A 21,728-nucleotide genomic window follows, 5' to 3' on the forward strand; every position below is an offset into this window, starting at 1 on the left:
CGTGGCTGGTGACTTAATCTATCGGGCCAGAACGCTCAGAGGGCTGCTGTTTTCCCGAAAAAACGAGGGGTTTTCTGGAGAACCTACGATTTCTCCTGCAACTGCCGAACCGTCAACACCGGCCTGTCGCACGTCCGGACCACGCGCTCGGCCACACTGCCGATCAAGAACCGGTTCTCGCCGTGCCGTCCCCTCGTCCCGGTCGCCACCAGGTCGGCGTCGACCTCGCGGGTGTACTCGCAGATCTCGGCCGCGGGGCGGCCCTCGCGGACGGCGGTGACGACCTCGGCATCGGTCTCGGCGGTGACCGTCTCGAGGGCTTCCTCGCCGCTCTCTTCGAGGGCGGCGCGGAACTCGTCGCGCACCGATTCGGGCGACGATTCGACCTCGGAGGCGTCGACGACGTACAGAGCGTGGACGGTGGCCTCGAAGCGCTCGGCGAGGTCGAGCCCGACCGTGACGGCTCGCCTGACGCTCTCGGAGCCGTCGGTGGCGATGACGACGGTATCGAACATACGGCAAGCGTCGCAGTGGGACGGCTTAAAGCCCGCGCCACGTCGCCATCTCGTCGTGCTGCGGGCGAGTCGCGGGCAGACCCTGGCGCGGTGGGACCGACCCCTGTAGCTTTTTGGTGCCCGGCGTTGCACTCACGAGCATGACCGACTCCCCGCCCGCGACGGCTCCGCTCGACGTCGAGATGGTCCTCGTACCGGTCGACGGCAGCGACGAGTCCGTCACGGCCGTCGAGTACGCGGTGGCCATCGCCGAGAAGTACGACGCCAAGGTCCACGCCGTCTACGTCGTCGGCCAGGACGTGGTCCGGGGTATCGAAGAGGGTGTCCTCGACCAGGCGGAGGTCGCCGACGACGCCCAGACGTTCATCGAGCAGGTCGAAGACAGCGTGGGGGGGACCGAGGTCCCCCTGAACAGTTCGACCGCCTACGGCTTCTCGACCCATCGCAAGACCCAGCATCCGGGCAGCGTCATCCTCGACACCGCCGACGACCTGGAGGCGGACTTCATCGTGGTGCCCCGCGAGCCGCTGACCAGTGACTCCGGCGACGTGCTGGCGAAGGCCGCAGAATACGTGCTGCTGTACGCGAGTCAACCGCTGCTGTCGGTCTGAGTCGAGGGCTCAGGAATCGTCCAGCAGCAACGACATCTCTAACTCGAAGCTCTCGGAGCCACAGGTCTCGAAGCCGGTGTCCCGGTAGAGCGAGACGGCGGCGGTGTTCCAGCGCTCGACGGTGAGCCAGACGCGCTCGACGCCCTCCTCGTGGCCGTACCCGAGCAGTGTCTCGAGGAGCTGGCGGCCGATACCGGCGCGCTGGTACGCCTGGAGGACGAAGATGGCGAGTTCGTGGGCGACCTGGTCGGTCTCGAAGGTGCTGGTGTCGGGGACGAGGGTCGCGTGGCCGACGACGCGACCGTCGTGGCGGGCACAGATGTTCAGCCCCTCGCCGACGATGGTGTCGAGCCAGTCGCGGATGCGGCCCTCGCCGGTCGGGGGAATCCCCTGGGCGCGGTCGGCGGGGTCGAAGTCGAGGTACATCGCGGTGATGTCGTCGACGTCGTCCATGTCTGCGGGCTCGAGTTCGATGGTGCGCTCCTCCTTGTCCGCGAACGACCGCGGTGGCGTCGGGAACGGGCCAGCTGGCTCGTCCGGGTAGACGCGTTCCGGACTCATCGGACTAATCTCACCGTGATGTTGGCGTTGAGCAGGACGAACTCGGTGATCGGCCCGAGCCGTATCTTGCCCATCGGGCTCTGGGTGCCGCCGCCGATGGCGAGCTGGTCGAAGTCCTCGCGTTCGGCGATATCGACGAGCGTGCTACCCGGGTGGCCCGACACCACCCGGACCTCGGCGTCGATGCCGGACTTCTCGACGAGTTCGCGAGCCTGTTCGGCCATCTCGGACTGTTCGCGCTTCGCCTCGTCCTTCTCGACGACGACGATTGTCAACTCGTCACCGGCCTCCTTCGTCCGCTCTATCGTCTTTCGCAACGTCCGCATCGACTCGTCGCTTCCCTCGATTCCGAGCAGCACTCTCATGTTCTTACGTCCACCCGCCCCCGTGAAAACCGTTGCCCCACGACCTGCGCCCGTCCAAGCTCAAACGGGCGTTTGAGCCTGGGATACGGCCTTTATCCTGCCTGTCGTGGTAGTCGTATGCGCAGTTCCCTCCCCGCACTCGTGCTCGCTGGCATCCTCGTGGTGTCGGCGGTCGGTGCCGGCCTCGTGGCCGTCACCGGCGGATTCGACCCTGCTCCAGACGACCCCTCACCCGACGACCCCGGCTCGAACGTGGGCGACGGGAGCGTCACACAGTTCGAATCGGCGGCTGCCTTCACCGCCTACGTCCAGGCCGCCCAGGACCGCGGCGGCTACGGCGGCTTCCTCGGTGGCGTCGCCGTCGCGGAACCGGGGGTCGAGTTCACCACCGACTCGGCGAGCAGCGGTGCCGCCGAGGGCGGTGACGGGGCCGCTGGTCAGGCCGGGAGTGCGTCGGCCACCGACGGTGCGTCGCGCGTCTCCGGAACCAACGTGCAAGAGACGGGCATCGACGAGCCCGACCGGGTGAAGACCGCGCCCGACGGCTCCGCCATCTACTACGCGGACGGCCGCGGCTACTGGGGTGAGGGCGGCCAGACCCGCGTCCTCGACACCAGCGACCCCGCCGCGCCCGCGGTCGTGGAGAACATCGATGCCTCCGGGAAACTCCTCCTTTCGGGTGACACCCTCGTCGTCTTCGACCAGCGGGGCATCTACGCCTACGACGTGTCCGACTCCGCGAACCCGGAGCGGACCTGGTCGCGCACCCTGAACGCGAGCGTCCGGTCGGCCCGCCTCGTGGACGGGCGGCTCTACCTCGTCCTCCAGAAGGGGGTTCGCCCCGACCACCCCTGCCCGGTCGAACCGTTCGGTGACGGCCCTGGCATCGCCTGTACCGACGTGTACCACCCGACCAGCCAGACCGACGCGACCGTGACCTACACGACGGCAGTCCTCTCGCCGGAATCGGGGGAGACCCTGGACTCCGTGACCGTGCTGGGGACCTACGGCCACTCGGCGACCTACGTCTCCGAGAACGCGGTGTACCTGACCTACACGAAGCGGGTGAGCCACGCCGAGACGTTCGAGGGGTACCTCGAATCGAGCGACCTGCTCGACCAGCAGGCCGAGAGCCGGCTCGACGAACTCGCCACCTACGACCTCTCGTCGCGGGCGCGACAGGTCGAACTCCAGGCGCTCGTGCAGAACTGGCTCGCCCGGCAACCCGCCGAGGAGCGCCAGGAACTCCAGCAGCAGTTCCAAGAGGGCTACCAGCAGTACGTCGAGGACCGCAAGCGCCAGCTGCTCCGCTCCGGCATCGTGAAGATCGCTATCGGGGACGACGGTGACTCGCTCTCGGTCGCCGAGACGGGCGAGGTGCCGGGCCGTCCGCTGAACCAGTGGGCGCTCGACGAGCACGACGGCGAGCTCAGGATCGCCACGACGGTCGACCCGTGGGGTGCGACCTCCACGAACGACCTCTACACGCTCGATTCCTCGCTCTCCATCCAGGGGTCGGTCGAGGACATGGGCGTCACCGAGCGCATCTACTCGGTCCGGTTCATGGGCGACACGGCCTACGTCGTCACGTTCCGCCAGATAGACCCGTTCTACGTGGTCGACCTCTCCGATTCGGCGAACCCCGAAGTCAAGGGTGAGGTCAAACTGCCCGGCTTCTCGCGGTACCTCCATCCCATCGGCGAGGACCGGATGCTCGGCATCGGGCAGGAGGACGGGCAGGTAAAGGCGACCGTGTTCGACGTGTCCGACCCGCAGAACCCGACCGTCGCGGAGTCGAAGATACTCGACGCCCGCTGGTCCGCAATCGCCCAGACCCACCACGCGTTCCTCCACGACCCGAAGCACGACGTGTTCTTCTTGCCCACCGAGCGCGGCGGCTACGTCTTCGGCGAGGACCTCTCCCAGAAGACGTTCGTGCAGACGGACACCCCGGCGACCCGGGCGGTGTACCTCGACGACTACCTGTACGTGTTCAGCGAGTCCGAACTCGTCGTTGTGGACGAGAATTCGTGGGAGACCGTGGCGGAGGTCGTGCTCGGCGTCGATGGCGGCGAGGAACGCGAGGAGAAGCCGATACCGACGGAACCTGAGGACTACCAGCGCGAGAAGAACGTCCACATGGCCTCGCTGGCGTCCGGCGCATCCGGCGCGGTGTAGGCATCGCCCGCATCTCCGCCGGCCCAGTCGTGGCCCATCCCCTCGACCTCCCAGTACTCGACTGCGACGTTTCCTGTCCCGTCCTCGAACTGCCGCCTGCGCCAGTCGTAGCCACCCGTCGTCCCAGAATCGTCTGATTCTGGTGTCGCGTCGACGTTCCCGTCGTCGGCCCCGTCGCTCGCGAGGTCGTTCGTCTCGATGGCCTGCACGGTCGCCTGGTCGCCGTTGACCGGGTAGACGGTGGTGTCGCTCGTCCCGTGGAAGACGATAGTTGGAACCTCGCCGACGACGCCGTTGGCCTGCATCGCGTCGTAGGCGGCCTCGCCCTGATAGTACGGGTCCGGACCCCCCCACGTCATCGCGTAGGTGGCGCCCGTCGCGGTCTCGGCGGCGTCGTACTCCAGCCCGGAGTGGACCCCGCCCGCGGCGTACACGTCGGGGTAGGCCACGAGCAGGTTCGGGACCATCGCAGCCCCCGCGGAGAAGCCGGCGACGTACACCCGCGAGGCGTCGAGCGATTCTTCGGCGATCTCGTGCTGGGCGATGCTGGTGATGCTCTCGCCCTCGCCCGACCCGCGCTCGGTGTTGTAGTCGTAGTACCAGTTCCAGCAGTCGAAGCTGTTCGCGAACGACGACTGGTCCGGGTACACCACGACGAACCCCCCGCGCTCGGCGACCGCGTTCATCCCGGTCGCCCGGGCGAACTCGGCCGGCTCCTGGCCGCAGCCGTGGAGCATCACCAGCAACGGCTTGCCGGCCGCCCCGTCGGAGGGGACGTACTTCGTGTAGTGGTAGCCGTCCCAGTACTCGTGGGTGAAGCTGCCGCCCGCCGCGAGGGTCCCTGTCGACCCGGCCGCGACCGCGCCCGTGGCTGCCAGTGCTGTCCCCGCCGACTTCAGGATGTCACGTCGCCTCATGGCAATACTTGCCACGCGGTCTCCGTCCGGGGTATAGCCACGGGTTCACACGTTAACCGTGATGGTGATTCGTGGTGGTGTGTGTCTGTCGACCGTAGCTGAAATTCCGGATGGCGCGTGCTTGCGAGCGTGCTGGAAGCCGCGAGCCAGCAGCGCGCGAGGGATGAGGACCGCAGCCGCAGGCGAGGACCGGAATCGGCTGGGGAGGGGGTGGTTCGGTGCTGTGCGGGGCGGTTCCATTGCCACCCGCGCGAGTGAACTGCTCGTCGGCACCATCACTAGACCTGTTTCTCCCTACGACCCCACTCGAACTACACCGACCAACCACAACCGCACCGACAGCCAGCGAAGCTTTTTCCCGGTTGCCGCCAGACGCACAGCCAATGACCGAGCAGACGCCCGACGATTCCCCCGAGGTCCCCGACGCTGTCGACGAGGAGCCGGACACCCCAGAACGAGCCGACCTGGAACAGACCAGAGACGACCAGGAACCGGCAGCCGAGTCGGCCGAGCAGTCAGAACCGGCCGCAGTTTCTGACACTGAGACGGCCGAATCCGACGCAGCCGACACAGCCGCCACCGAATCCGAGACGGACGCCGAAGCCGACACCGACCCCACCCCCGGCGTTCCCTCCGAGGAGAACCTCGACGTGCCCGAGGACGTGGCGAAGTACGACCGCTTCAAGAAGATGGACGGGGCGCAGTACGACCGCGTCAACGAGTTCCTGCGCGACCGGACCTACATCACGGCCCGCGAGTGGGCCATCGCCCGGCTGTGTTCCGACTTCCGCACCGAGACGGGCGTCGAGATGACCAAGATTGGTGAGAACCTGCCCGAACTCGTCCCGTTCATGACCGACACGTACACGCCACAGGCCGTGAACCAGGCGCGCTCGGCGTTCGAGGACAAGATTCGGACTGCAGGCGCGACGTTCCTCTACGGCGCGATGTGTGACTTCTTCACCGCCGAGGAGCTGGACGACGTGATGTACGAGGCGACCGAGGTCGCGAAGTTCCTGCTCGAGGTGGAGGGCGTGAACCTCTCGGTCGAGGAGGAACTCGACGCCGAAGAGCGCATCTCGTCGGTGATGCGGGAGGTGCGCGAGGCGAGTTCGGAACTGCGCGAGCAAGAGGAGTAATCGGTTACCCGGCCAGCAGCCGAGTCGTGTGCTCTGAATGCTCTGAACGACGACGAGCGCGTGTCCCCCGGGCCGATGACCAGTGAGGGTGCTCGTTTCCTCACCGGCGTGGGTGGAAGCACGGTTGCTATCTACCGTGACTGCCTTTCTCTATCATGGGTTCGAAGGGCAACCGTCGCGAATCGGCAGTCGACCGAACTGCAGGGACCCGGCGACCCGCGGTCGGTCGACGGGCGCTCTTGCAGGGGATGGCTGTCGGCGTCCTCTCGGCCGGTGTCGGAGGGGCCAGCACGACGGTCGCCGTCGCCAGCGCGGACGAAACGCTCGAATGGGACGGTAGACCGGTCGTGCTCTCCGAGCCGAACACGACCTACCAGCTCGTGAGCGACTTCTACGGGACCATCACCATCGAGGCGAACGGCATCACCCTCGACGGCGCAGACTTCGTCATCGAACCGACGGAAGAAACGGGCCAGCCGGGAGACGGTGTGGCCGTCAGGCCGATGCAACGAGCGCCGACCGATGGACCACCGGATGAGGAGGAATCCTCGGACGAGATCGAACCATTGGGCGAGGATGAATCACCGGCTGAGAGCGACTCACCGGGCGAGGCTGGACCTTCAGACGAGAATGGACCACCGGGTGAGGGTTCCGTTCGGGGAGACGAGGCGGTCATCGGCGTCAGCATCGAGAACCTCGTGGTCAAGAACGCCCAGACCGGTATCCGGGCGTTCAACGCCCCGGCCCTTCGCCTGAAGAACGTGGACGTGGAGGGGGCACGCGGTGGCGTCAACGTCTCCTCCGCGTCGTGGGACGTGGCCGACAGCGACCGGTCGGTCCCGGCCGAGACGGTCCTCGAACAGGTTCGTGTCCGTCGGTCGCAGTGGGACGGCTTCGTGGTGGCTCGGACGCCGGTTCGGTTCCGCAGCTGTCTGGCCGACCGGTGCGGTGGGCCAGCCAGGGCGTCGGGGTTCAGGCTGCAGGACAACGGGATGGTCTCGATATCGAGGTGCCTCGCGCAGAACTGCAACGAGTACGGGTTCCATCTGACCAGCGAGACCCCGACGGATGCATCGGTCCGGATGGCCGCCGCGCTCGGGAACGGAACCAGCGGCATCCACAGCCACGCCGTCGACGACCTGGAGCTGTACTGCTGTTACGCCGGGGAGAACGCCATCGATGGCATCGCCGTGGTCGAGGTCGACCGGCTGTCGATGCTGGACTGTACCGCGAGTGAGAACGACGGGACCGGCATCGCGGTCGTGACGACCGATGCGGGCACCGGCATCTACGCGGGGGTCGTAGCCGAGGGGAACGGGGAGCAGTTACGGCTTCCAGCGGCGTTCGAGGAACGGCCGCGCGGGGACTTCGCCCACGAGGGCTGTGTCCCGAGTACAATGAAGGACCGGCTCCTCGACTGGGCTGCCCAGAAGCGCGAGAGGACCGAACCAGTGGAACCGCCGGCCAGTCCGCCAGGCAACGGTGGGTCGGTGTGACCCAGGGCCGGTCGGCGCGTCAGGTCGCGTTTTCAGGTCGCGTCGTCCGGCTCAGTCGTCGCCGCGTCGGTCGTCTCTGTCAGCTGTCCGTACTCCTCCAGCCGGAACGAGAGGTACGCGAGCACGACGGCGAGTGTCGCGAGTCGGCCGGCGTTCGCGAGCGCGCCGGGGAGGTCCGGTGAGACGACGGGGACGATCGGGAGGTTCCCCAGCACCACGCTGGAGAAGGCGAACCCGGCGACGGCGATGAGGAACGTTCGCCAGGCGACGGTCAGGAGGAACTCGTATTCGGGTCTGGAGGCGGACATCTGTTCAGTCGAGACTCCCCATCCCGGGCACGAAAAGGCTGGGGTCGTCGTGTGCGAACGTGACGACGCTCGCGTCCGTCCCGTCTGGACCCTCGGCGGGCCGGACGTGCGTGAGCAACTCGCCACGGTCGCGGGCGGCGTCGAGCATCGGCGTGGCCGCCTCGATGTCGTAGTACAGCGGAATCACCACGGCCGATTCGGTCGCGGTGTCGGCGACGGCGACGATGACGAGTGCGACGGAGTCGACCCGGCGGGAGTACACCTCGCTCGCGTCGAAGGTGGTGGCCTCGGTCGCGACGGCGGCCTCGACCGGCCCGAACTGGTCGGCCGGGACGAGGACCTCGATGCCGACGGTGGGCAACTCGTCGCCAGCGTCGGCACCGTCGTCGGTCAGCAGGGTCACCTCGGTCGGTTCGAGGGTGCGGGCGTTCCAGCCCGCGTCGCGGTACTCGGCGGCGATGGCTGCGGCGTCTTCCAGCAGTTCGTCGCGGTGGGCCGCCACCACGTCGGCAGGGTCGGTCGTCACGACGGTCACTCGCCACCCGGCAGGAACGGCGCGGGCTCGTGCTGGGTGAACGTCAGGATGCGACGCTGGTCCAGGGGGCGGAGGTGGATGCGGAGTTCGCCCTCCTCGCTCACCATCTGGAGGAACTCCTGGGAGGAGTCGGCGTCGTAGTAGATGGGGACCAGCAGCGCCGTCTCCGTGGTGGCGTTCTTCAGGGCGGCGACGGCGAAGACGATGCCCTGCTCGACGGCCCGGAACGCCTCGACCTCGTCGAAGTCCCCGTCGGCGTCGTACGCCGCTTCGATGCGGTCGAACTCGTCGTCGGGCAACACGACGTCGAGGCCGGTCTGCCCCTCGCCCTCGGTGATGGTCGCGATGTCTCCCGGATGACATTCGAGGGCCTCCCAGCCCGCTTCGCGGTACTCCTCGGCTGTCGCTTCCATGTCCGCGACGACGCGTTCCCACACCGGCAGCACTCGCTCTGCGACGTGCTTTGGGTCCTCGGATTCGTCCATACGTCCGGGCCGGTGAGGGACGGACAAAAGCGTTCCCTTCGCTGGTTGAGCTATCGTTTCTCATGTGGAAAGGTATTTCCGGCCAGTATTGCGATATGAAGCCAATGACCGACCTACTGTCTCTCTCCGACTTGCAGACACAGTTCAAGACGGAGCGCGGCACGGTGAAGGCCGTCGACGGGGTCGACCTCACCATCCGCGAAGGGGAAACCGTCGGACTCGTTGGCGAAAGCGGGTCGGGCAAGAGCGTGACGGCGCTGTCGGCGATGCAACTCGTCGACGACCCCGGCGAGATCGCCGGCGGTGACGTGACGTTCCGCGACGCCGAACTCGCGACCGAACTGCGCGAGAAGTACCCGAAGAAGGCCGATGGGTTCGTCTCCGGGGATACGGTCACCCTGACTGACGCGCCCGAGGCGGCCATGCGAGACATCCGGGGCGGGGACATGAGCATGATCTTCCAGGACCCGATGACTTCGCTCAACCCCGCCGTGACCGTCGGCGAGCAGGTCGCAGAGAGCCTGCGCCTGCACCGCTACGACGGGAAACGAAAGGACACCTGGCTGAACGCAATCCGCGAGCTGTTCCCCGACCGCGACGTGGACGACCGTGTCATCGAGGACACCATCAACATCCTCGACGCGGTCGGTATCCCCGAGCCCGAGGCCCGGCTCGACGAGTACCCCCACGAGTTCTCCGGTGGGATGCGCCAGCGCGTCCTCATCGCCATCGCGCTCGCCTGCCGCCCGAAACTGCTCATCGCGGACGAGCCGACGACGGCACTGGACGTGACCATCCAGGCCCAGATTCTGGACCTCATCAACGACCTGCAGGACGACTTCGGCATGTCCGTGCTGTTCATCACGCACGACCTCGGCGTGGTCGCCGAGACGTGTGACCGCGTCGCCGTGATGTACGCCGGCGAGATCGTCGAGGAGGGCCCGGTCGAGGAGATATTCCACAACCCTTCGCACCCGTACACCTACGCCCTGCTCGAGTCCATCCCGACCGAGGACTCGGACCGCCTGACCCCCATCGAGGGGAACGTCCCGGACCTCATCGACATGCCTGCCGGGTGCCACTTCGCTCCCCGATGCCCCTGGGCGACCGACGAGTGTACCAGCGGCGAGATGCCGTTCAAGCAACACGGCGGCCCCGACGTCCAGCACCGGGCGAAGTGCGTCCTCGACGAGTTCGAGGAGAGCGAGTACGGGGCCGACCTGGAGACCGTCTCGGCCGAGCGCGAGGAGTTCGGTGGCGAGCCGCTCCTCGAGGTGGACGACCTGCACAAGTACTTCTCGCGGGCCGACGACCTGCTCGACAAGTGGCTCTCGAACGAGCCACAGACCGTGAAGGCGGTCGACGGCGTGGACCTCGACATCTACGAGGGCGAGACGCTGGGGCTGGTCGGCGAGTCCGGCTGTGGGAAGTCCACGACCGGCCGTGCCATCCTGCGACTGCTCGAACCGACCGACGGGACCGTCGTCTTTGCGGGGGACGACCTCGGCGGACTCGGCAGCAAGGGCCTTCGCGAGAAGCGACAGGACATGCAGATGATCTTCCAGGACCCGCTGTCGTCGCTGGACCCTCGGATGACGGTCGGCCAGACCATCATCGAGCCCCTGAAGATACACGACCTGCCCGAGAACACGGGCGGGAAGTCACAGCGCCAGGCGCGCCGCGACCGCGCCGTCGAGCTGATGGAGGCGGTCGGCCTCGAACCGGCGCAGTTCGACCGCTACCCCCACGAGATGTCCGGTGGGCAGCGCCAGCGCGTCGGCATCGCCCGGGCGCTCGCGGTCGACCCCGACTTCATCGTGGCCGACGAGCCGGTGTCGGCGCTGGACGTCTCGGTGCAAGCGCAGATTCTCAACCTCATGGAGGACCTTCAGGAGGAGTTCGGGCTCACCTACCTGTTCATCGCCCACGACCTCTCCGTCGTCCGGCACATCTGCGACCGCGTGGCCGTGATGTACCTCGGGCAGGTGGTCGAGACCGCGCCGACGTGGGAGCTGTTCGACGACCCGCAACATCCCTACACCCAGGCGTTGCTCTCCTCGATTCCCAAACCCGACCCCCTGGAGGACACCGACGACCGCATCATCCTCAAGGGCGACGTACCGAGCCCCATCGACCCGCCGTCGGGCTGTTCGTTCCGGACGCGCTGTCCCCAGGTCATCCCGCCGGCAGACCTCGACGTCGACCAGGAGACGTTCCGGGCGGTGATGGACTTCCGCCAGCGCGTCGAGGCGCGTGACATCAGCCTCGATGCGGTGCAGGACGAGGCGGTCGAAGACGACCCCGGCGAGGTCGAGCCACCGATGCAGGCCGCGACCGACGGCGGCGCATCGACGCGCGACCTCGTGGACGCCCTCGTCGACCGTGAGTTCGAGGAGCCGCCACGGGGCGAGGCCGGTAGCATCGTCCGCGAGGTGTGCGAGCTGGTCGTCGCCGACGAGTGGGAGCAGGCCGAATCGCGCCTGCAGGAGACGTTCGAGACCCCGTGTGAACAGGACGACCCCGAACTCGCCGGTGACCGCCACCAGACGGCCTGTCACCTCCCCCGGTAACGCGTCTCTCGATTCTTCTGTCGTACCACTGTCGAGGTTTTCCGGTGAATACCGATGGTACAGAGCCTCTCTCGCAAGTATTGCTATCTGTCGATTTCGCCCTGTAACACGTCCTCATGGCCTTGTTTAGGTGTGTCACAGCATCGGTATGTTTATAAGGTAAACGGTGCCACACGTGGCTATGGCACGCGATACGGTTGACAGACGCAGTTTCTTGAAGGCAGCTGGGACGGCGACCGTCGCAGCGACGACGACGGCTGGGTGTCTCGGCTCCCTCAGTGGTGACAGTGGTGGGGGCGGGGGCACACTCGTCTACTCGCGCGGCGACCACCCGACCAACTACGACCCGCAGCAGACGACAAGCGGTGAGGTCGCGAAGGTCACGAACCAGATCTTCGACCAGCTCATCCAGTTCGCGCCCGGCAGCGGGGGCCAGCTCAGCGACAGTCTCGCGACCGAGTACAGCCTCGACGGGACGACCGCGACGCTGACCCTCCAGGAGGGCGTGACGTTCCACAACGGCGAGGAGTTCACGGCGGCCGACGCCAAGGCGACCATCCGTCGCTTCACCGACTCCGAGTACGACTACTACCTCGGCGACGAGAACCGCTCCGGCTACGGCCCGTTCACCTTCGGGAGCTGGGTCAAGAGCATCGACGCCAGCAGCGACTACGAGCTGTCCATCGAGCTCACCCAGCAGTACGCGCCGTTCCTCCGCAACCTCGCGATGTTCGCGGCGGCCATCCTCTCGAAGAAACAGATCGAGTCCCTGGGTTCCAACCCGAGCGGCCAGGTCAAGCTCGGCACGGACCCCAAGGGGACCGGCCCGTTCCAGTTCGACGAACTCGACAACTCCAACCAGCGCGTCCGTCTCGCCGCCTACGGTGACTTCTGGGGCGACGGACCGAACGTCGACGAGGTCGTCTTCTCGACCATCAAGCAGAACTCCACGCGCGTCTCCAGCGTCATCGAGGGCGAGTCCCACATCACGGACAACCTCGACTCGCAGTCCTCGAAGCAGGTCCAGGACGCCGACACGGCGACGCTGGCCTCCAAGAACGGCATCAACGTCGGGTACATGGCGTTCAACATGGCCCGCAAGGAGGAGTTCCGTGACAAGAAGGTCCGCCAGGCCATCAGCTATGCGGTGAACACGGAAGCCATCGTCAACCAGATCTACGAGGGCTTCGCCAGCCAGGCCGACCAGCCGCTCCCGCCGGACGTCCTCGGGCACAACGTGAACCTCGACCCGTACCCGACGGACAAGGACAAGGCGTCGACGATGCTCGAGGAGGCCGGTGCGTCCGACATCGAGTTCGAGCTCGCGACGTTCTCGAACCCGCGTGGGTACAACCCGAGCCCGGTCCAGACGGCCAACCAGGTCAAGTCCGACCTCGAGGAGATCGGCCTGACGGTGAACATCAACCAGTTCTCCACGTTCTCCTCCTACCTCGACTACACCGCCCAGGGCAAGCACGACGCGTGTTTCCTCGGCTGGTACACCGACAACGCGGACCCGGACAACTTCCTGTACGTCCTGCTCGACCCGAAGGTCGACATGGACGCCGTTCCGGACGGCCAGGACTGGGTCAGCTTCGACACGGAGGGCTACAGCACCCTCAACGTCGGCGGCTGGGCCAACACCGAGTTCATGGAGACGGTGCGTGAGGGCCAGTCCACCTACGACGAGGCCAAGCGCAAGGAGCTCTACCGGAAGGCGAACGAGATCGCTCACGACGAAGCGCCGTGGATCTTCGTGGACTACGCACAGACGCTGCGTGCGGTCAACGAGGCGGTCGAGTCCGACTCCTACACCGTCAGTTCTGTCGGTGGACCGTACCTTGAGACGGTTACACTGAAGTAGCGCAGCCCCATTCCCTCCGTTATTCACTCGTACAATGGTCTCTAAGCGGTTCGTACTGAAACGGCTGTTACTGCTCGTGCCGGTCCTGTTCGGAGTGGCGTCGCTGGTCTTCGCCATCCTCCATCTGGCCCCGGGTGACCCCGTCAGGGTCATCCTCGGCCAGCGGGCCTCCGCGGAGCAGATCGCACAGGTTCGCGAGCAACTCGGGTTGAACGACCCCTTCTTGGTGCAGTACGTCCGGTTCCTCGCCGATGCAGCCCAGTTCGAGTTCGGCCAGTCCTACCAGATCGCGAAGGGCCAGCCGGTCAGGGAGGTCCTGATCGAGAAGCTCCCGGTCACGGTGGAGCTCGCGCTGTACGGCCAGGCCATCGGACTCCTGCTCGGCATCCCACTGGGCGTCCTCTCGGCCGTGAAGCAGGACACGCTGACGGACCACGCGACCCGTATCGGGGCGCTCGCCGGTATCTCGGTGCCCATCTACTGGTCCGGGCCGCTGCTCATCCTGTTCTTCTCCATCTACCTGGGCATCTTCCCGACCAGTGGTCGCATCGGCAGCACCATCTTCCTCGACAACAGCTGGTCCCTCCTCGGGGTCGAGTTGCCGCTGACGGGGATGGTCACGATCGACACGCTGTTGCTGGGTCGCCTCGACGCCTGGCTTTCGGCGGTGCATCACATGTTCCTCCCGGCGGTGACCATCGGGGTGTACTCGATGGCGCTCGTCTCGCGGATGATGCGCTCGTCGATGCTCGAGGTCGTCAGGCAGGACTACATGCGGACCGCCCGCGCCAAGGGCCAGGGTGCGAAGATCACGACGTTGAAACACGGGTTCAAGAACGCGATGATCCCCGTCATCACCGTCGTCGGCATCCAGTTCGGGACGCTGCTCGGTGGTGCGGTGCTGACCGAGACGGTGTTCGGCATCGGTGGCGTCGGCACGCTGCTGGTCGACGCCATCGGCGCGAGTGACTACCCGCTCGTGCAGGGCACCGTGTTGACGTTCGCACTACTGTTCACGCTCGTGACCCTGGGCGTCGACATCACGTACAGCTACCTCGACCCACGCATCCAACAATGAGCACGGAAACATCGGACTCGAAGTCGAAGACGGTCGGGACGGACCGTGGGCTGCTCACGCGGCTACGCGAGTCGCCGTTCCTCTCGCAACTCCTGTCGAACCGCCTCGCCCTCATGGGCATCGGCATCATCCTGATGATGCTGGTGATCGCCGTCTACGCCCGGCTGTTCTACGATCTCTCGCTCCTCCAGCGGTCGCGGCTGGGGACCACGTTCGTGGACCGCGCACCGCCGGGGTGGCTCGGCTCCGCGGGGGTGACGGAGCAGCTGTTCGGCACCGACGCGTCCGCCCGCGACATCTACAAGCGGACGCTGTACGGGGCGTGGATCGCCCTGAAGTTCGGGACCGTCACCGTCGGGCTCTCGACCACGCTGGGCGTCGGGTTCGGCATCCTCGCCGCGTACTACGGCGACGTGACGGACAACGTCATCATGCGGTCGATGGACGTGCTGCTCGCGTTCCCGTCGCTGCTGCTGGCGCTGGCGCTGGTCGCCGTCTTCCCGGAGCAGATCACCACGCCGGGGTTCCTGCAGGCGCTCCCGTTCTTCGGTGAGGAGATCACCCTCGGACTGTGGCGGGCAGTCGCCGCGCTCACGCTGGTGTACACGCCGCGGTTCGCCCGCGTCGTCCGCGGGGCCGCGCTGAAGGTACTCGAAGACGAGTACATCGAGGCGACGCAGGCGCTCGGTGCACGCGACGCCCGGGTGCTGATTCGCCACGTCGTGCCGAACACGCTCGCCCCCGTGACGGTCCAGTCCACGCTGAACTTCGGGCTGGCCATCATCGACCTGGCGGCGCTCTCGTTCCTCGGCTTCGGTGCCAAGGCCGGGACGCCGTCGTGGGGGCTGATGCTCTCGAACGGTGTGAGCAACGGGCTCCAGACCGGCCTGTGGTGGATGTCGTTCTTCCCCGGGCTGTTCCTCGCGCTGACCGTCCTCGGGTTCAACCTGCTCGGTGACGGCATGCGCGACGCGCTGGACCCGCGGATGCGCGAGACGGTCGACTGATGCAGTGGCGCGGCCGTGCCCGGCTGGTCGCCACCGCACTGGCGGTCGGTGTGGTCGTCGGGCTGGTCGCGGTCCCACTCTTTGCGGCATTCGGTTTCTCTCCTCGTGGTGCTGCTGGCACCGTCTTCGCCCTCGGGACGCTCGCGTTCGGCTTCGGTCTCGTCGGCTGGTCGGGTTCTATCATCCTCGGTGACGCCGTCGAGATACGCGACAGCCTGCTTGGGAAGGACTCCGACTGGACCGAGCCGAAGTCCAGGCGGGCGATGGTCCGGGTCGGAAGCTTCGGGTTCGGTGTGATGCTCGGCAGTTCGGTGGCGGAAGTGGTCGTGGTGGGTGTGTAGCTGGGTGGTGTGAGTTCTCGCTGGCTTTCGTGGCTGACACCGGACACTTCCCCGCCCTCGCTCCACACAAGGTATTCAAGCACCAGTCCCCGACCACCCGATATGGCATTCCTCGGCGTCGGACTCGCAGCGCTGTGCTGGCTGCTTGCGTACCTGCATCTGCGCTATCCGGATGCGCTGTTCAGGCTCGAGAACTCGCTGGTCGGGGCGGAGACACGGTTGACCGAGCGGGGGCGGACGGGCTACCGCGTCGGTGGTGGTGTGTTCGCCGTCGTCGGGGCGGTCGCTCCGTCGCTGTAGGCGGCCGGTCTACTCGCGGACGTTCTTTCCTGCGACTTCGCCGAACCCGTCCTCGGCGTCCCAGACGACCTCGCCGCGGAGCATCGTCCACTCGGGGAACACCCCCTGTTTCCCCTCGAACGGGGTCCAGCCGCAGTTCGAGTGGAGGTCCTCGCCGCGGATTTCGCGGGGATTCTCGGTATCGTACAGCGCGAGGTCGGCGTCCATGCCCTCCTGAATCCGGCCCTTGGCCGGGAGGTCGAAGATGCTCGCCGGGTTCGCGGCGACGAGGTCGCGGACGCGCTCGTAGCTGAGGGTCCCCTTGCGTGCTTCTTCGAGCAGCAGCGGGACCATCGTCTCGACGCCCGGGACACCCGAGGGTGCGTCCCAGATGCTGGCGTCCTTCTCCTCGCGGGTGTGGGGGGCGTGGTCGGTCGCGATGATATCGACGGTGCCGTCGGCGACGCGCTCGAACACCTGTCCGCGCCGCGCCTCGCTCCGGAGGGGCGGGTTCATCCGACCGAAGGTGCCGAGTTCGGGCAGGTCGTCACGTGAGAGGAACAGGTGGTGCGGGGTGACCTCGCAGGTCGCGCCCGCCTCGGCAGCAGCGTCCACACCCTCCGGCGTGGAGGTGTGGGCGATGTGGATGTCGGCCTCGAATTCGGCCCCGACCTCGCAGGCGCGCTCGACGGCGGCGGCCTCGGCCTCGGCGGCGCGGTAGGCCGACCACGCGTCGGCGTCGTCCCGGGACTTCGCGGATTCGTCGAACAGGTCGGCGTCCTCGGCGTGGACCGTGACTGTCACGCCGTGCTGCCCGGCGAGTTCGACGGCCTCGGCGAACAGGTCGGCCTCGATACCCATGTCGCCGGTCGAATCGGCGAGGAACACCTCACCGAGGGCGAACAGGGGCCGGTCGAACAGCGACTCGGGGTCCCAGTCGGCCGTGACGCCGCCGTTGATGCCCCAGTCGACGACCGACTGTTCGGCGAACTCGGCTTTCTGGTCGAACGCCTCGCCCGTCGTGGTCGGCGGGCTGGTGTTCGGCTGGTCGACGACGGTCGTGACACCGCCCGCGGCCGCGCTCTGCGACCCTGTTCCCCAGGTCTCCTTGTGGCCGTAGCCGGGCTGGCGGAAGTGGACGTGGGCGTCGATGGCGCCGGGGAAGAGCAGTTTCCCGGTCGCGTCCACGTCGTACTCGCCGCCGAGGTCTCCCACGGCGGTAATCGTTCCATCCTCGACCTCGACGTCGGCGGTCGTCCCGTCCGGCAGCGTGGCGTTGCCGATGCGCATACGTCCACTCCAGCGGCCCGCGTCCTAAGTCTCTCGGAGACGTGCCGTGCTCACGACCGAAGACGTTCCACGGTCGTCTCGGCGTCACCGACGAGTGCAGCCTCCAGCGTCTCCCGGACCACATCGGGGTCGGCTGGTCCGCCGGCCTTCGCGACGCTCCCGACCGAAGCGGGGTCGAAGGGCACGCCGAGTGCCTGGTACACGTCCTCGAGCACGGCCGCCAGTTCGTCGTGATTCGCCACCAGGCAGATACCCGACGTGATGGCCGCGCCCTTGGTCACGCGCTGGGCGATACCGACGAGTTTCCCGTCGGCCTGCAGCGAGTGCTGTCCGGGGCAGAAGGAGTCCGCGGGTTCGCCCCTGGTGGCGTCGACGCCCAGTTCGCGCAGGGCGCGCAACACGTCGGTCGTCAGCGACTCGTAGCGCTCGTCCATCCCCAGTCGCATGTCCTCGTGCGGGGTGATGCGGGCGAACGCCAGCGTGGTCTCGCCGTCGTAGGCCACGGCGCGGCCGCCGACGCTGCGCTCGACCGGCTCGAAGCCGTGGTCGTGTGCGGCGGCCGCCGCCCCCTCGAATCCGTCCTCGCGGGCGTCTCTTCGGCCGAAGGCGACCTGGCGGTGTGGGGCCCAGACCCGGACGACCGGCTCTCCGGAGTCCCCTACTTCGTCCAGTAACTCGCGCGTCGCGTCCCTGTCCGCCGACACCGAGCCTACTCGCCCTCTGACCACGCGCATGGCTGGCGCTTCGGGGCGACGTGCCTAAACCCGTCCGGTCCGAAATCCAGCCGATGGCGGTCACGCTCACTGGCGACCTGCTGGCGCGTTACCCGCGCTTCTCGCTGTACAACTCGCCGTACCCGGCCCACGACGACGGCTGTGCTATCGACCTCTATCCCGACGAGGGCGCGCCCAGCCCGGTCGCCGGCGAGGTCGTCGAGACGCACACGGTTCGAGCGCCGACGAAACCCTATTCGCCAGACCACGACCACCTCATCGTGATCCAGGTCGACGCCGAGGCGACGCCAGGGTTCGACCCGGCGGCCGAGGGCGACGTGCTCGCCCGCATCATGCACGTCGACCCCGGCGTCGACGCTGGTGACGAGGTCGCTCCGGGCGACTCGCTCGGGACGATGGTCCGGGCGGGCTTCTTCGCCCCCTGGGTCGGCAACCACCTCCACGTCGGCTTCCGGACGCCCGACCAGAACCTGCTCCGGGCGTCGGGGTCGCTTCCGCTCACCGTGGACGTGCCGGTCGAACCGCTCGCCTGGGACGGGACCGGGACGGTCGTCGAGACCGGCGAGACGTACGCCCTGCTGGATTCGCCGTCGCACCCGTCGCCGGGTGCGGGTTTCGCAGGCATCGCGGCGGATTCTGGGGGTGTCCTCGATGGCGGCCTCAGACACTACGACGGCGGTGGGTTGCTGTCTGGCGAGGACGGCGAGGTGTCGCTGCTGGGGACGCCCGTGGGCGAGGCCGACGGCAGGACCGTCTCGTGGCGCGACATCGAGATTCGGGCGAACGGCGAGCAGGTGACCGGGCTGTCGCTGTTTCTCGCACAGGACGACGGCTTCGGCGCGAAGGTCATCTGTCCGGGGCACTCGTTTTCGGTGGGTGAGTCGCTGTCGGTGGCGATTCGGCAGACGGATGACCCGATAATCCTGGGGTAGTTCGGCTCTCGGGGTGTTCGACCGGGTACGGTTGTCAGTCGTAGATTGACAGGTGGGTACGCCACGAGGGCTGGCAGTAACGCCGAGTCGTCGACTCGCGCTGGTGGCGATGACCTCCACTGCACAGCTCCGAAGCCACACCCTCCCCAGCCGACTCCCTCCGTTTCGCTCCACTCCGTTCCGCTTCACTCCAGTCGTCCCTCGCGCGACGACGGCTCGCGGCTTGCAGCACGCTCGCAAGCGCGCGCCACGGTGGACTGTTCAGTCCAGCACCCACGCCTTCAAATACGAGACCGCGACCAGACCCGCCGTGACGTGAGAATCGCCGTCCGGCGAACTCGGCGGGTGTGTGGCACACCGCCGGACGAGTGGTAGTGCCGCCTGTCTGCCCTCTTAGTCAGCGAACGCTATCTCCGAACGCTGGACGACTTCGCCGAACAGCCAGTCGGCGTGCTCTAGCGCGTACTCCTTGTGGCCGTCTTCGATAGCGCCGATGCAGTCCTCCACGAGCACGGGCCTGTAGTCCCGGAGCCCGGCGCTCCCGGCGGTGTGGAGGACGCAGACGTTCGCGAGCGTCCCACAGACGAGCAGGTCGTCGATGCCGCGCGCGGAGAGCCAGCCGTCCAGTTCGGTCTCGTGGAAGGCGTCGTACGTGTGCTTCTCGACGACGTGGTCGTGTTCGCCGACGGTGAGCTCCTCGACCAGCTCGGCCTCCCAGGAGTCTTCGAGGACGTGCTCGCCCCAGCGCTCGAACTCGTCGTAGTAGTGGTTCTCGTCGAACTGCTCCGGCGGGTGGACGTCCCGGGTGAAGACGACGCGGACGCCGGCGTCGTGGGCCCGGTCGACGAGCGACGCGACCGGCTCGATGGCGGCCTCGCTCCCCGGCGCGTAGAGCGCGCCATCGGGTTTGCAGAAGCCGTTCTGCATGTCTACCACCACGACCGCGGTGCTGTCAGGGTCGAACTCCATGTTCGGGGATTCGACCGGCTGGCCCAAAGCGGTTGTCCCGCCGTGGTCGGAACTCCCCGCCCGAGTTGGGGGAAGTGCTATAGCCACGCTCTCGTAAGGGTCGGGCAATGCGACGTGGGCTGCTCGTCTTCGCGCTGGTGCTCGTCTTGGTACTCGCCGGGTGTTCGGCGCTCGATTTCGGCGATGACACGGTCACCGAGCCCGACTCGAACCGGCCGGACCCGGCCAGCGACCGCCTTGGCTGGGAGGACGGCTACTGGTGGAACGACTCGGTCGCCGTCGACGGGAGTGACGGGCTGACCCAGGCAGAGGTCGAGGTGGTCAAAGCCCGGATGATGGCGCGCATCGAACACCTCCGCGGGTACGAGTTCACCAGGGATGTGTCGGTCCGCGTCATCTCTCGCGAGACCTACCGCGACCAGCGCGGCGGTGGCGGCAGCGGCGAGGCGGCACCCTGGCGCGAACAGTTCTGGGAGGCGCTGTTCGTCGTCGGCGAAGACACCGGTGTCCAGGCGGCGTTCGACCGGCTGTACGGCTCGACCGTCCTCGGGTACTACACCAGCGACAAGATCGTGCTCGTGAGCGACGACCCGAACGACCTCCGGGTCTCCCGGGCGACGCTCGCCCACGAACTCGAACATGCGCTGCAGGACCAGCACCTCGGGCTGGGCTACCGAACCGACACTCGTGACGGCCGACTCGCCGCGCAGGCCGTCATCGAGGGGGACGCGAACTACGTCGAGGCCCGGTACGAGGAGGCCTGCAAATCCGGCGAATGGAGCTGTATCACGGTCGCCGGCCAGTCCGGCGGTGGGAGCAGGTCCGCGGACTACAACGTCGGGCTCTCGGTCGCCACGTTCGTCCCCTACGGCGAAGGGCCGGTGTTCGTCTCGGAGCTGTACGAACGCGGTGGCTGGGACGCCGTCGACGGTGCCTTCGAGAACCATCCGGCCAGCACCGAGCAGGTCATCCACTCCGCGAAGTATCCCGACGAGACGCCTGTCGCCGTCTCGATACCCGACCGCGCGACCGGTGGCTGGGAGCGACTGGAGACCGAGGACGGCGAGGACCGCGCCGAGACCGTCGGCGAGGCGAACGTGTACACGATGCTGTGGTACGCCCGCGTCGTCCCTCGCGAGCACCTGACGAGCCGGAACGGGTCGGTCTCGCGCTACACCTACGACCACCCGCTCTCGACGGGCTGGGCCGGTGACAGGCTGGTGTTCTACGAGAACGGCGACCAGCAGGCGTACGTCTGGCAGTCGACGTGGGATAGCGAGGCCGACGCGACCGAGTTCCGGCAGGCCTACGAGGACGTGCTCGCGGCCAACGACGCGACGGCCCGCGGAAACGGTGTGTACGCCATCGAGTCGGGCGCGTTCGAGGACGCCTTCCGGGTCGTCCAGCGGGGCGACACCGTGGTCGTGGTCAACGCGCCGACGGTCGACGCATTGGATGCGGTCCACCGGGTGCGGTCGGGGTCGAACACGTCGGTACGGCAGGACGTGCGGTCGGCCGGACTCGCGACCGCGTAGCGGTGCTTTTTCGCCATCC

The 21,728-nt window shown here is 67.3% G+C and carries 22 protein-coding genes; 12 read left to right on the forward strand and 10 right to left on the reverse strand.

The window, feature by feature from the left end; translation table 11 throughout:
* Positions 1 to 83: 83 nt before the first annotated feature.
* Positions 84 to 515: a universal stress protein gene (locus N6C22_RS04200; RefSeq protein WP_261649624.1), complete on the reverse strand. Its 432-nt coding sequence runs from the start codon at positions 513 to 515 to the stop codon at positions 84 to 86.
* Between the two features lie 140 nt (positions 516 to 655).
* On the opposite strand from N6C22_RS04200, the gene N6C22_RS04205 reads away from it, so the two are divergent.
* A complete protein-coding gene (locus tag N6C22_RS04205; protein WP_261649625.1) occupies positions 656 to 1,126 on the forward strand; it encodes a universal stress protein in 471 nt (156 codons plus the stop codon).
* A gap of 9 nt (positions 1,127 to 1,135) precedes the next feature.
* On the opposite strand, the gene N6C22_RS04210 is transcribed toward N6C22_RS04205, so the two are convergent.
* Complete coding sequence (locus N6C22_RS04210) at positions 1,136 to 1,687, reverse strand: GNAT family N-acetyltransferase (protein ID WP_261649626.1); 552 nt, start codon at positions 1,685 to 1,687, stop codon at positions 1,136 to 1,138.
* Entirely contained in the window at positions 1,684 to 2,052 is a 369-nt protein-coding gene (locus N6C22_RS04215; RefSeq protein WP_261649628.1) for a universal stress protein, read from the reverse strand. The genes N6C22_RS04210 and N6C22_RS04215 overlap by 4 nt, the downstream gene beginning before the upstream one ends.
* Positions 2,053 to 2,169: 117 nt before the next feature.
* On the opposite strand from N6C22_RS04215, the gene N6C22_RS04220 reads away from it, so the two are divergent.
* Positions 2,170 to 4,230, forward strand: a complete 2,061-nt coding sequence (locus N6C22_RS04220) for a beta-propeller domain-containing protein (RefSeq protein WP_261649629.1) — start codon at positions 2,170 to 2,172, stop codon at positions 4,228 to 4,230.
* Here the strand turns inward: N6C22_RS04220 and N6C22_RS04225 are convergent.
* Complete coding sequence (locus N6C22_RS04225; RefSeq protein WP_261649630.1) at positions 4,167 to 5,147, reverse strand: PHB depolymerase family esterase; 981 nt, start codon at positions 5,145 to 5,147, stop codon at positions 4,167 to 4,169. The genes N6C22_RS04220 and N6C22_RS04225 overlap by 64 nt on opposite strands.
* A 383-nt stretch (positions 5,148 to 5,530) precedes the next feature.
* On the opposite strand from N6C22_RS04225, the gene N6C22_RS04230 reads away from it, so the two are divergent.
* Together N6C22_RS04230 and N6C22_RS04235 are read left to right on the forward strand one after the other, a co-directional pair.
* Positions 5,531 to 6,286 (forward strand): DUF5806 family protein, encoded by a 756-nt coding sequence (locus N6C22_RS04230; RefSeq protein WP_261649632.1) that lies wholly within the window; start codon positions 5,531 to 5,533, stop codon positions 6,284 to 6,286.
* 155 nt (positions 6,287 to 6,441) lie between these two features.
* The gene (locus tag N6C22_RS04235) at positions 6,442 to 7,782 is read left to right on the forward strand and encodes a right-handed parallel beta-helix repeat-containing protein (RefSeq protein WP_261649634.1); all 1,341 of its coding nucleotides are present in this window, start codon (positions 6,442 to 6,444) and stop codon (positions 7,780 to 7,782) included.
* 32 nt (positions 7,783 to 7,814) lie between these two features.
* On the opposite strand, the gene N6C22_RS04240 is transcribed toward N6C22_RS04235, so the two are convergent.
* The 3 genes from N6C22_RS04240 to N6C22_RS04250 are packed head-to-tail and all read right to left on the reverse strand — an operon-like array spanning position 7,815 to position 9,110.
* Entirely contained in the window at positions 7,815 to 8,090 is a 276-nt protein-coding gene (locus N6C22_RS04240; RefSeq protein WP_261649636.1) for a hypothetical protein, read from the reverse strand.
* 4 nt (positions 8,091 to 8,094) lie between these two features.
* Positions 8,095 to 8,616, reverse strand: a complete 522-nt coding sequence (locus N6C22_RS04245; RefSeq protein ID WP_261649637.1) for a hypothetical protein — start codon at positions 8,614 to 8,616, stop codon at positions 8,095 to 8,097.
* 5 nt (positions 8,617 to 8,621) lie between these two features.
* On the reverse strand, positions 8,622 to 9,110 hold the full coding sequence (locus N6C22_RS04250) for a hypothetical protein (RefSeq protein ID WP_261649639.1): 489 nt from the start codon (positions 9,108 to 9,110) through the stop codon (positions 8,622 to 8,624).
* A 104-nt stretch (positions 9,111 to 9,214) separates the two neighbouring features.
* Between N6C22_RS04250 and N6C22_RS04255 the strand changes: the two genes are divergently transcribed.
* The 6 genes from N6C22_RS04255 (at position 9,215) to N6C22_RS04280 (ending at position 16,270) form a co-directional block, all read left to right on the forward strand.
* Positions 9,215 to 11,680: an ABC transporter ATP-binding protein gene (locus N6C22_RS04255; RefSeq protein WP_261649641.1), complete on the forward strand. Its 2,466-nt coding sequence runs from the start codon at positions 9,215 to 9,217 to the stop codon at positions 11,678 to 11,680.
* Between the two features lie 181 nt (positions 11,681 to 11,861).
* A complete protein-coding gene (locus N6C22_RS04260; protein WP_261649643.1) occupies positions 11,862 to 13,544 on the forward strand; it encodes an ABC transporter substrate-binding protein in 1,683 nt (560 codons plus the stop codon).
* Positions 13,545 to 13,578: 34 nt separating this feature from the next.
* Positions 13,579 to 14,622 carry an ABC transporter permease gene (locus tag N6C22_RS04265; RefSeq protein WP_261649645.1) on the forward strand — a complete coding sequence of 348 codons (1,044 nt, stop codon included), beginning with the start codon at positions 13,579 to 13,581 and terminating at the stop codon, positions 14,620 to 14,622.
* Positions 14,619 to 15,629 (forward strand): ABC transporter permease, encoded by a 1,011-nt coding sequence (locus tag N6C22_RS04270; RefSeq protein ID WP_261649647.1) that lies wholly within the window; start codon positions 14,619 to 14,621, stop codon positions 15,627 to 15,629. The genes N6C22_RS04265 and N6C22_RS04270 overlap by 4 nt, the downstream gene beginning before the upstream one ends.
* On the forward strand, positions 15,629 to 15,970 hold the full coding sequence (locus N6C22_RS04275) for a hypothetical protein (RefSeq protein ID WP_261649649.1): 342 nt from the start codon (positions 15,629 to 15,631) through the stop codon (positions 15,968 to 15,970). The genes N6C22_RS04270 and N6C22_RS04275 overlap by 1 nt, the downstream gene beginning before the upstream one ends.
* Positions 15,971 to 16,072: 102 nt before the next feature.
* A complete protein-coding gene (locus tag N6C22_RS04280) occupies positions 16,073 to 16,270 on the forward strand; it encodes a hypothetical protein (RefSeq protein WP_261649651.1) in 198 nt (65 codons plus the stop codon).
* 9 nt (positions 16,271 to 16,279) lie between these two features.
* Here the strand turns inward: N6C22_RS04280 and N6C22_RS04285 are convergent, their stop codons facing one another.
* Both N6C22_RS04285 and N6C22_RS04290 read right to left on the reverse strand, forming a co-directional pair.
* Positions 16,280 to 17,539, reverse strand: a complete 1,260-nt coding sequence (locus N6C22_RS04285; RefSeq protein ID WP_261649653.1) for a dihydroorotase — start codon at positions 17,537 to 17,539, stop codon at positions 16,280 to 16,282.
* Positions 17,540 to 17,589: 50 nt separating this feature from the next.
* Positions 17,590 to 18,273 carry a lipoate--protein ligase family protein gene (locus N6C22_RS04290; protein ID WP_261649655.1) on the reverse strand — a complete coding sequence of 228 codons (684 nt, stop codon included), beginning with the start codon at positions 18,271 to 18,273 and terminating at the stop codon, positions 17,590 to 17,592.
* Between the two features lie 53 nt (positions 18,274 to 18,326).
* On the opposite strand from N6C22_RS04290, the gene N6C22_RS04295 reads away from it, so the two are divergent.
* Positions 18,327 to 19,205 (forward strand): hypothetical protein, encoded by an 879-nt coding sequence (locus N6C22_RS04295; protein ID WP_261649657.1) that lies wholly within the window; start codon positions 18,327 to 18,329, stop codon positions 19,203 to 19,205.
* Positions 19,206 to 19,598: 393 nt separating this feature from the next.
* On the opposite strand, the gene N6C22_RS04300 is transcribed toward N6C22_RS04295, so the two are convergent.
* Positions 19,599 to 20,174: a cysteine hydrolase family protein gene (locus tag N6C22_RS04300; RefSeq protein ID WP_261649659.1), complete on the reverse strand. Its 576-nt coding sequence runs from the start codon at positions 20,172 to 20,174 to the stop codon at positions 19,599 to 19,601.
* A gap of 107 nt (positions 20,175 to 20,281) precedes the next feature.
* Between N6C22_RS04300 and N6C22_RS04305 the strand changes: the two genes are divergently transcribed.
* On the forward strand, positions 20,282 to 21,709 hold the full coding sequence (locus N6C22_RS04305) for an Hvo_1808 family surface protein (RefSeq protein ID WP_261649661.1): 1,428 nt from the start codon (positions 20,282 to 20,284) through the stop codon (positions 21,707 to 21,709).
* The last annotated feature ends 19 nt before the right edge of the window (positions 21,710 to 21,728 follow it).

Source organism: Haloarchaeobius sp. HME9146 (genome assembly GCF_025399835.1).
GTDB lineage: Archaea > Halobacteriota > Halobacteria > Halobacteriales > Natrialbaceae > Haloarchaeobius.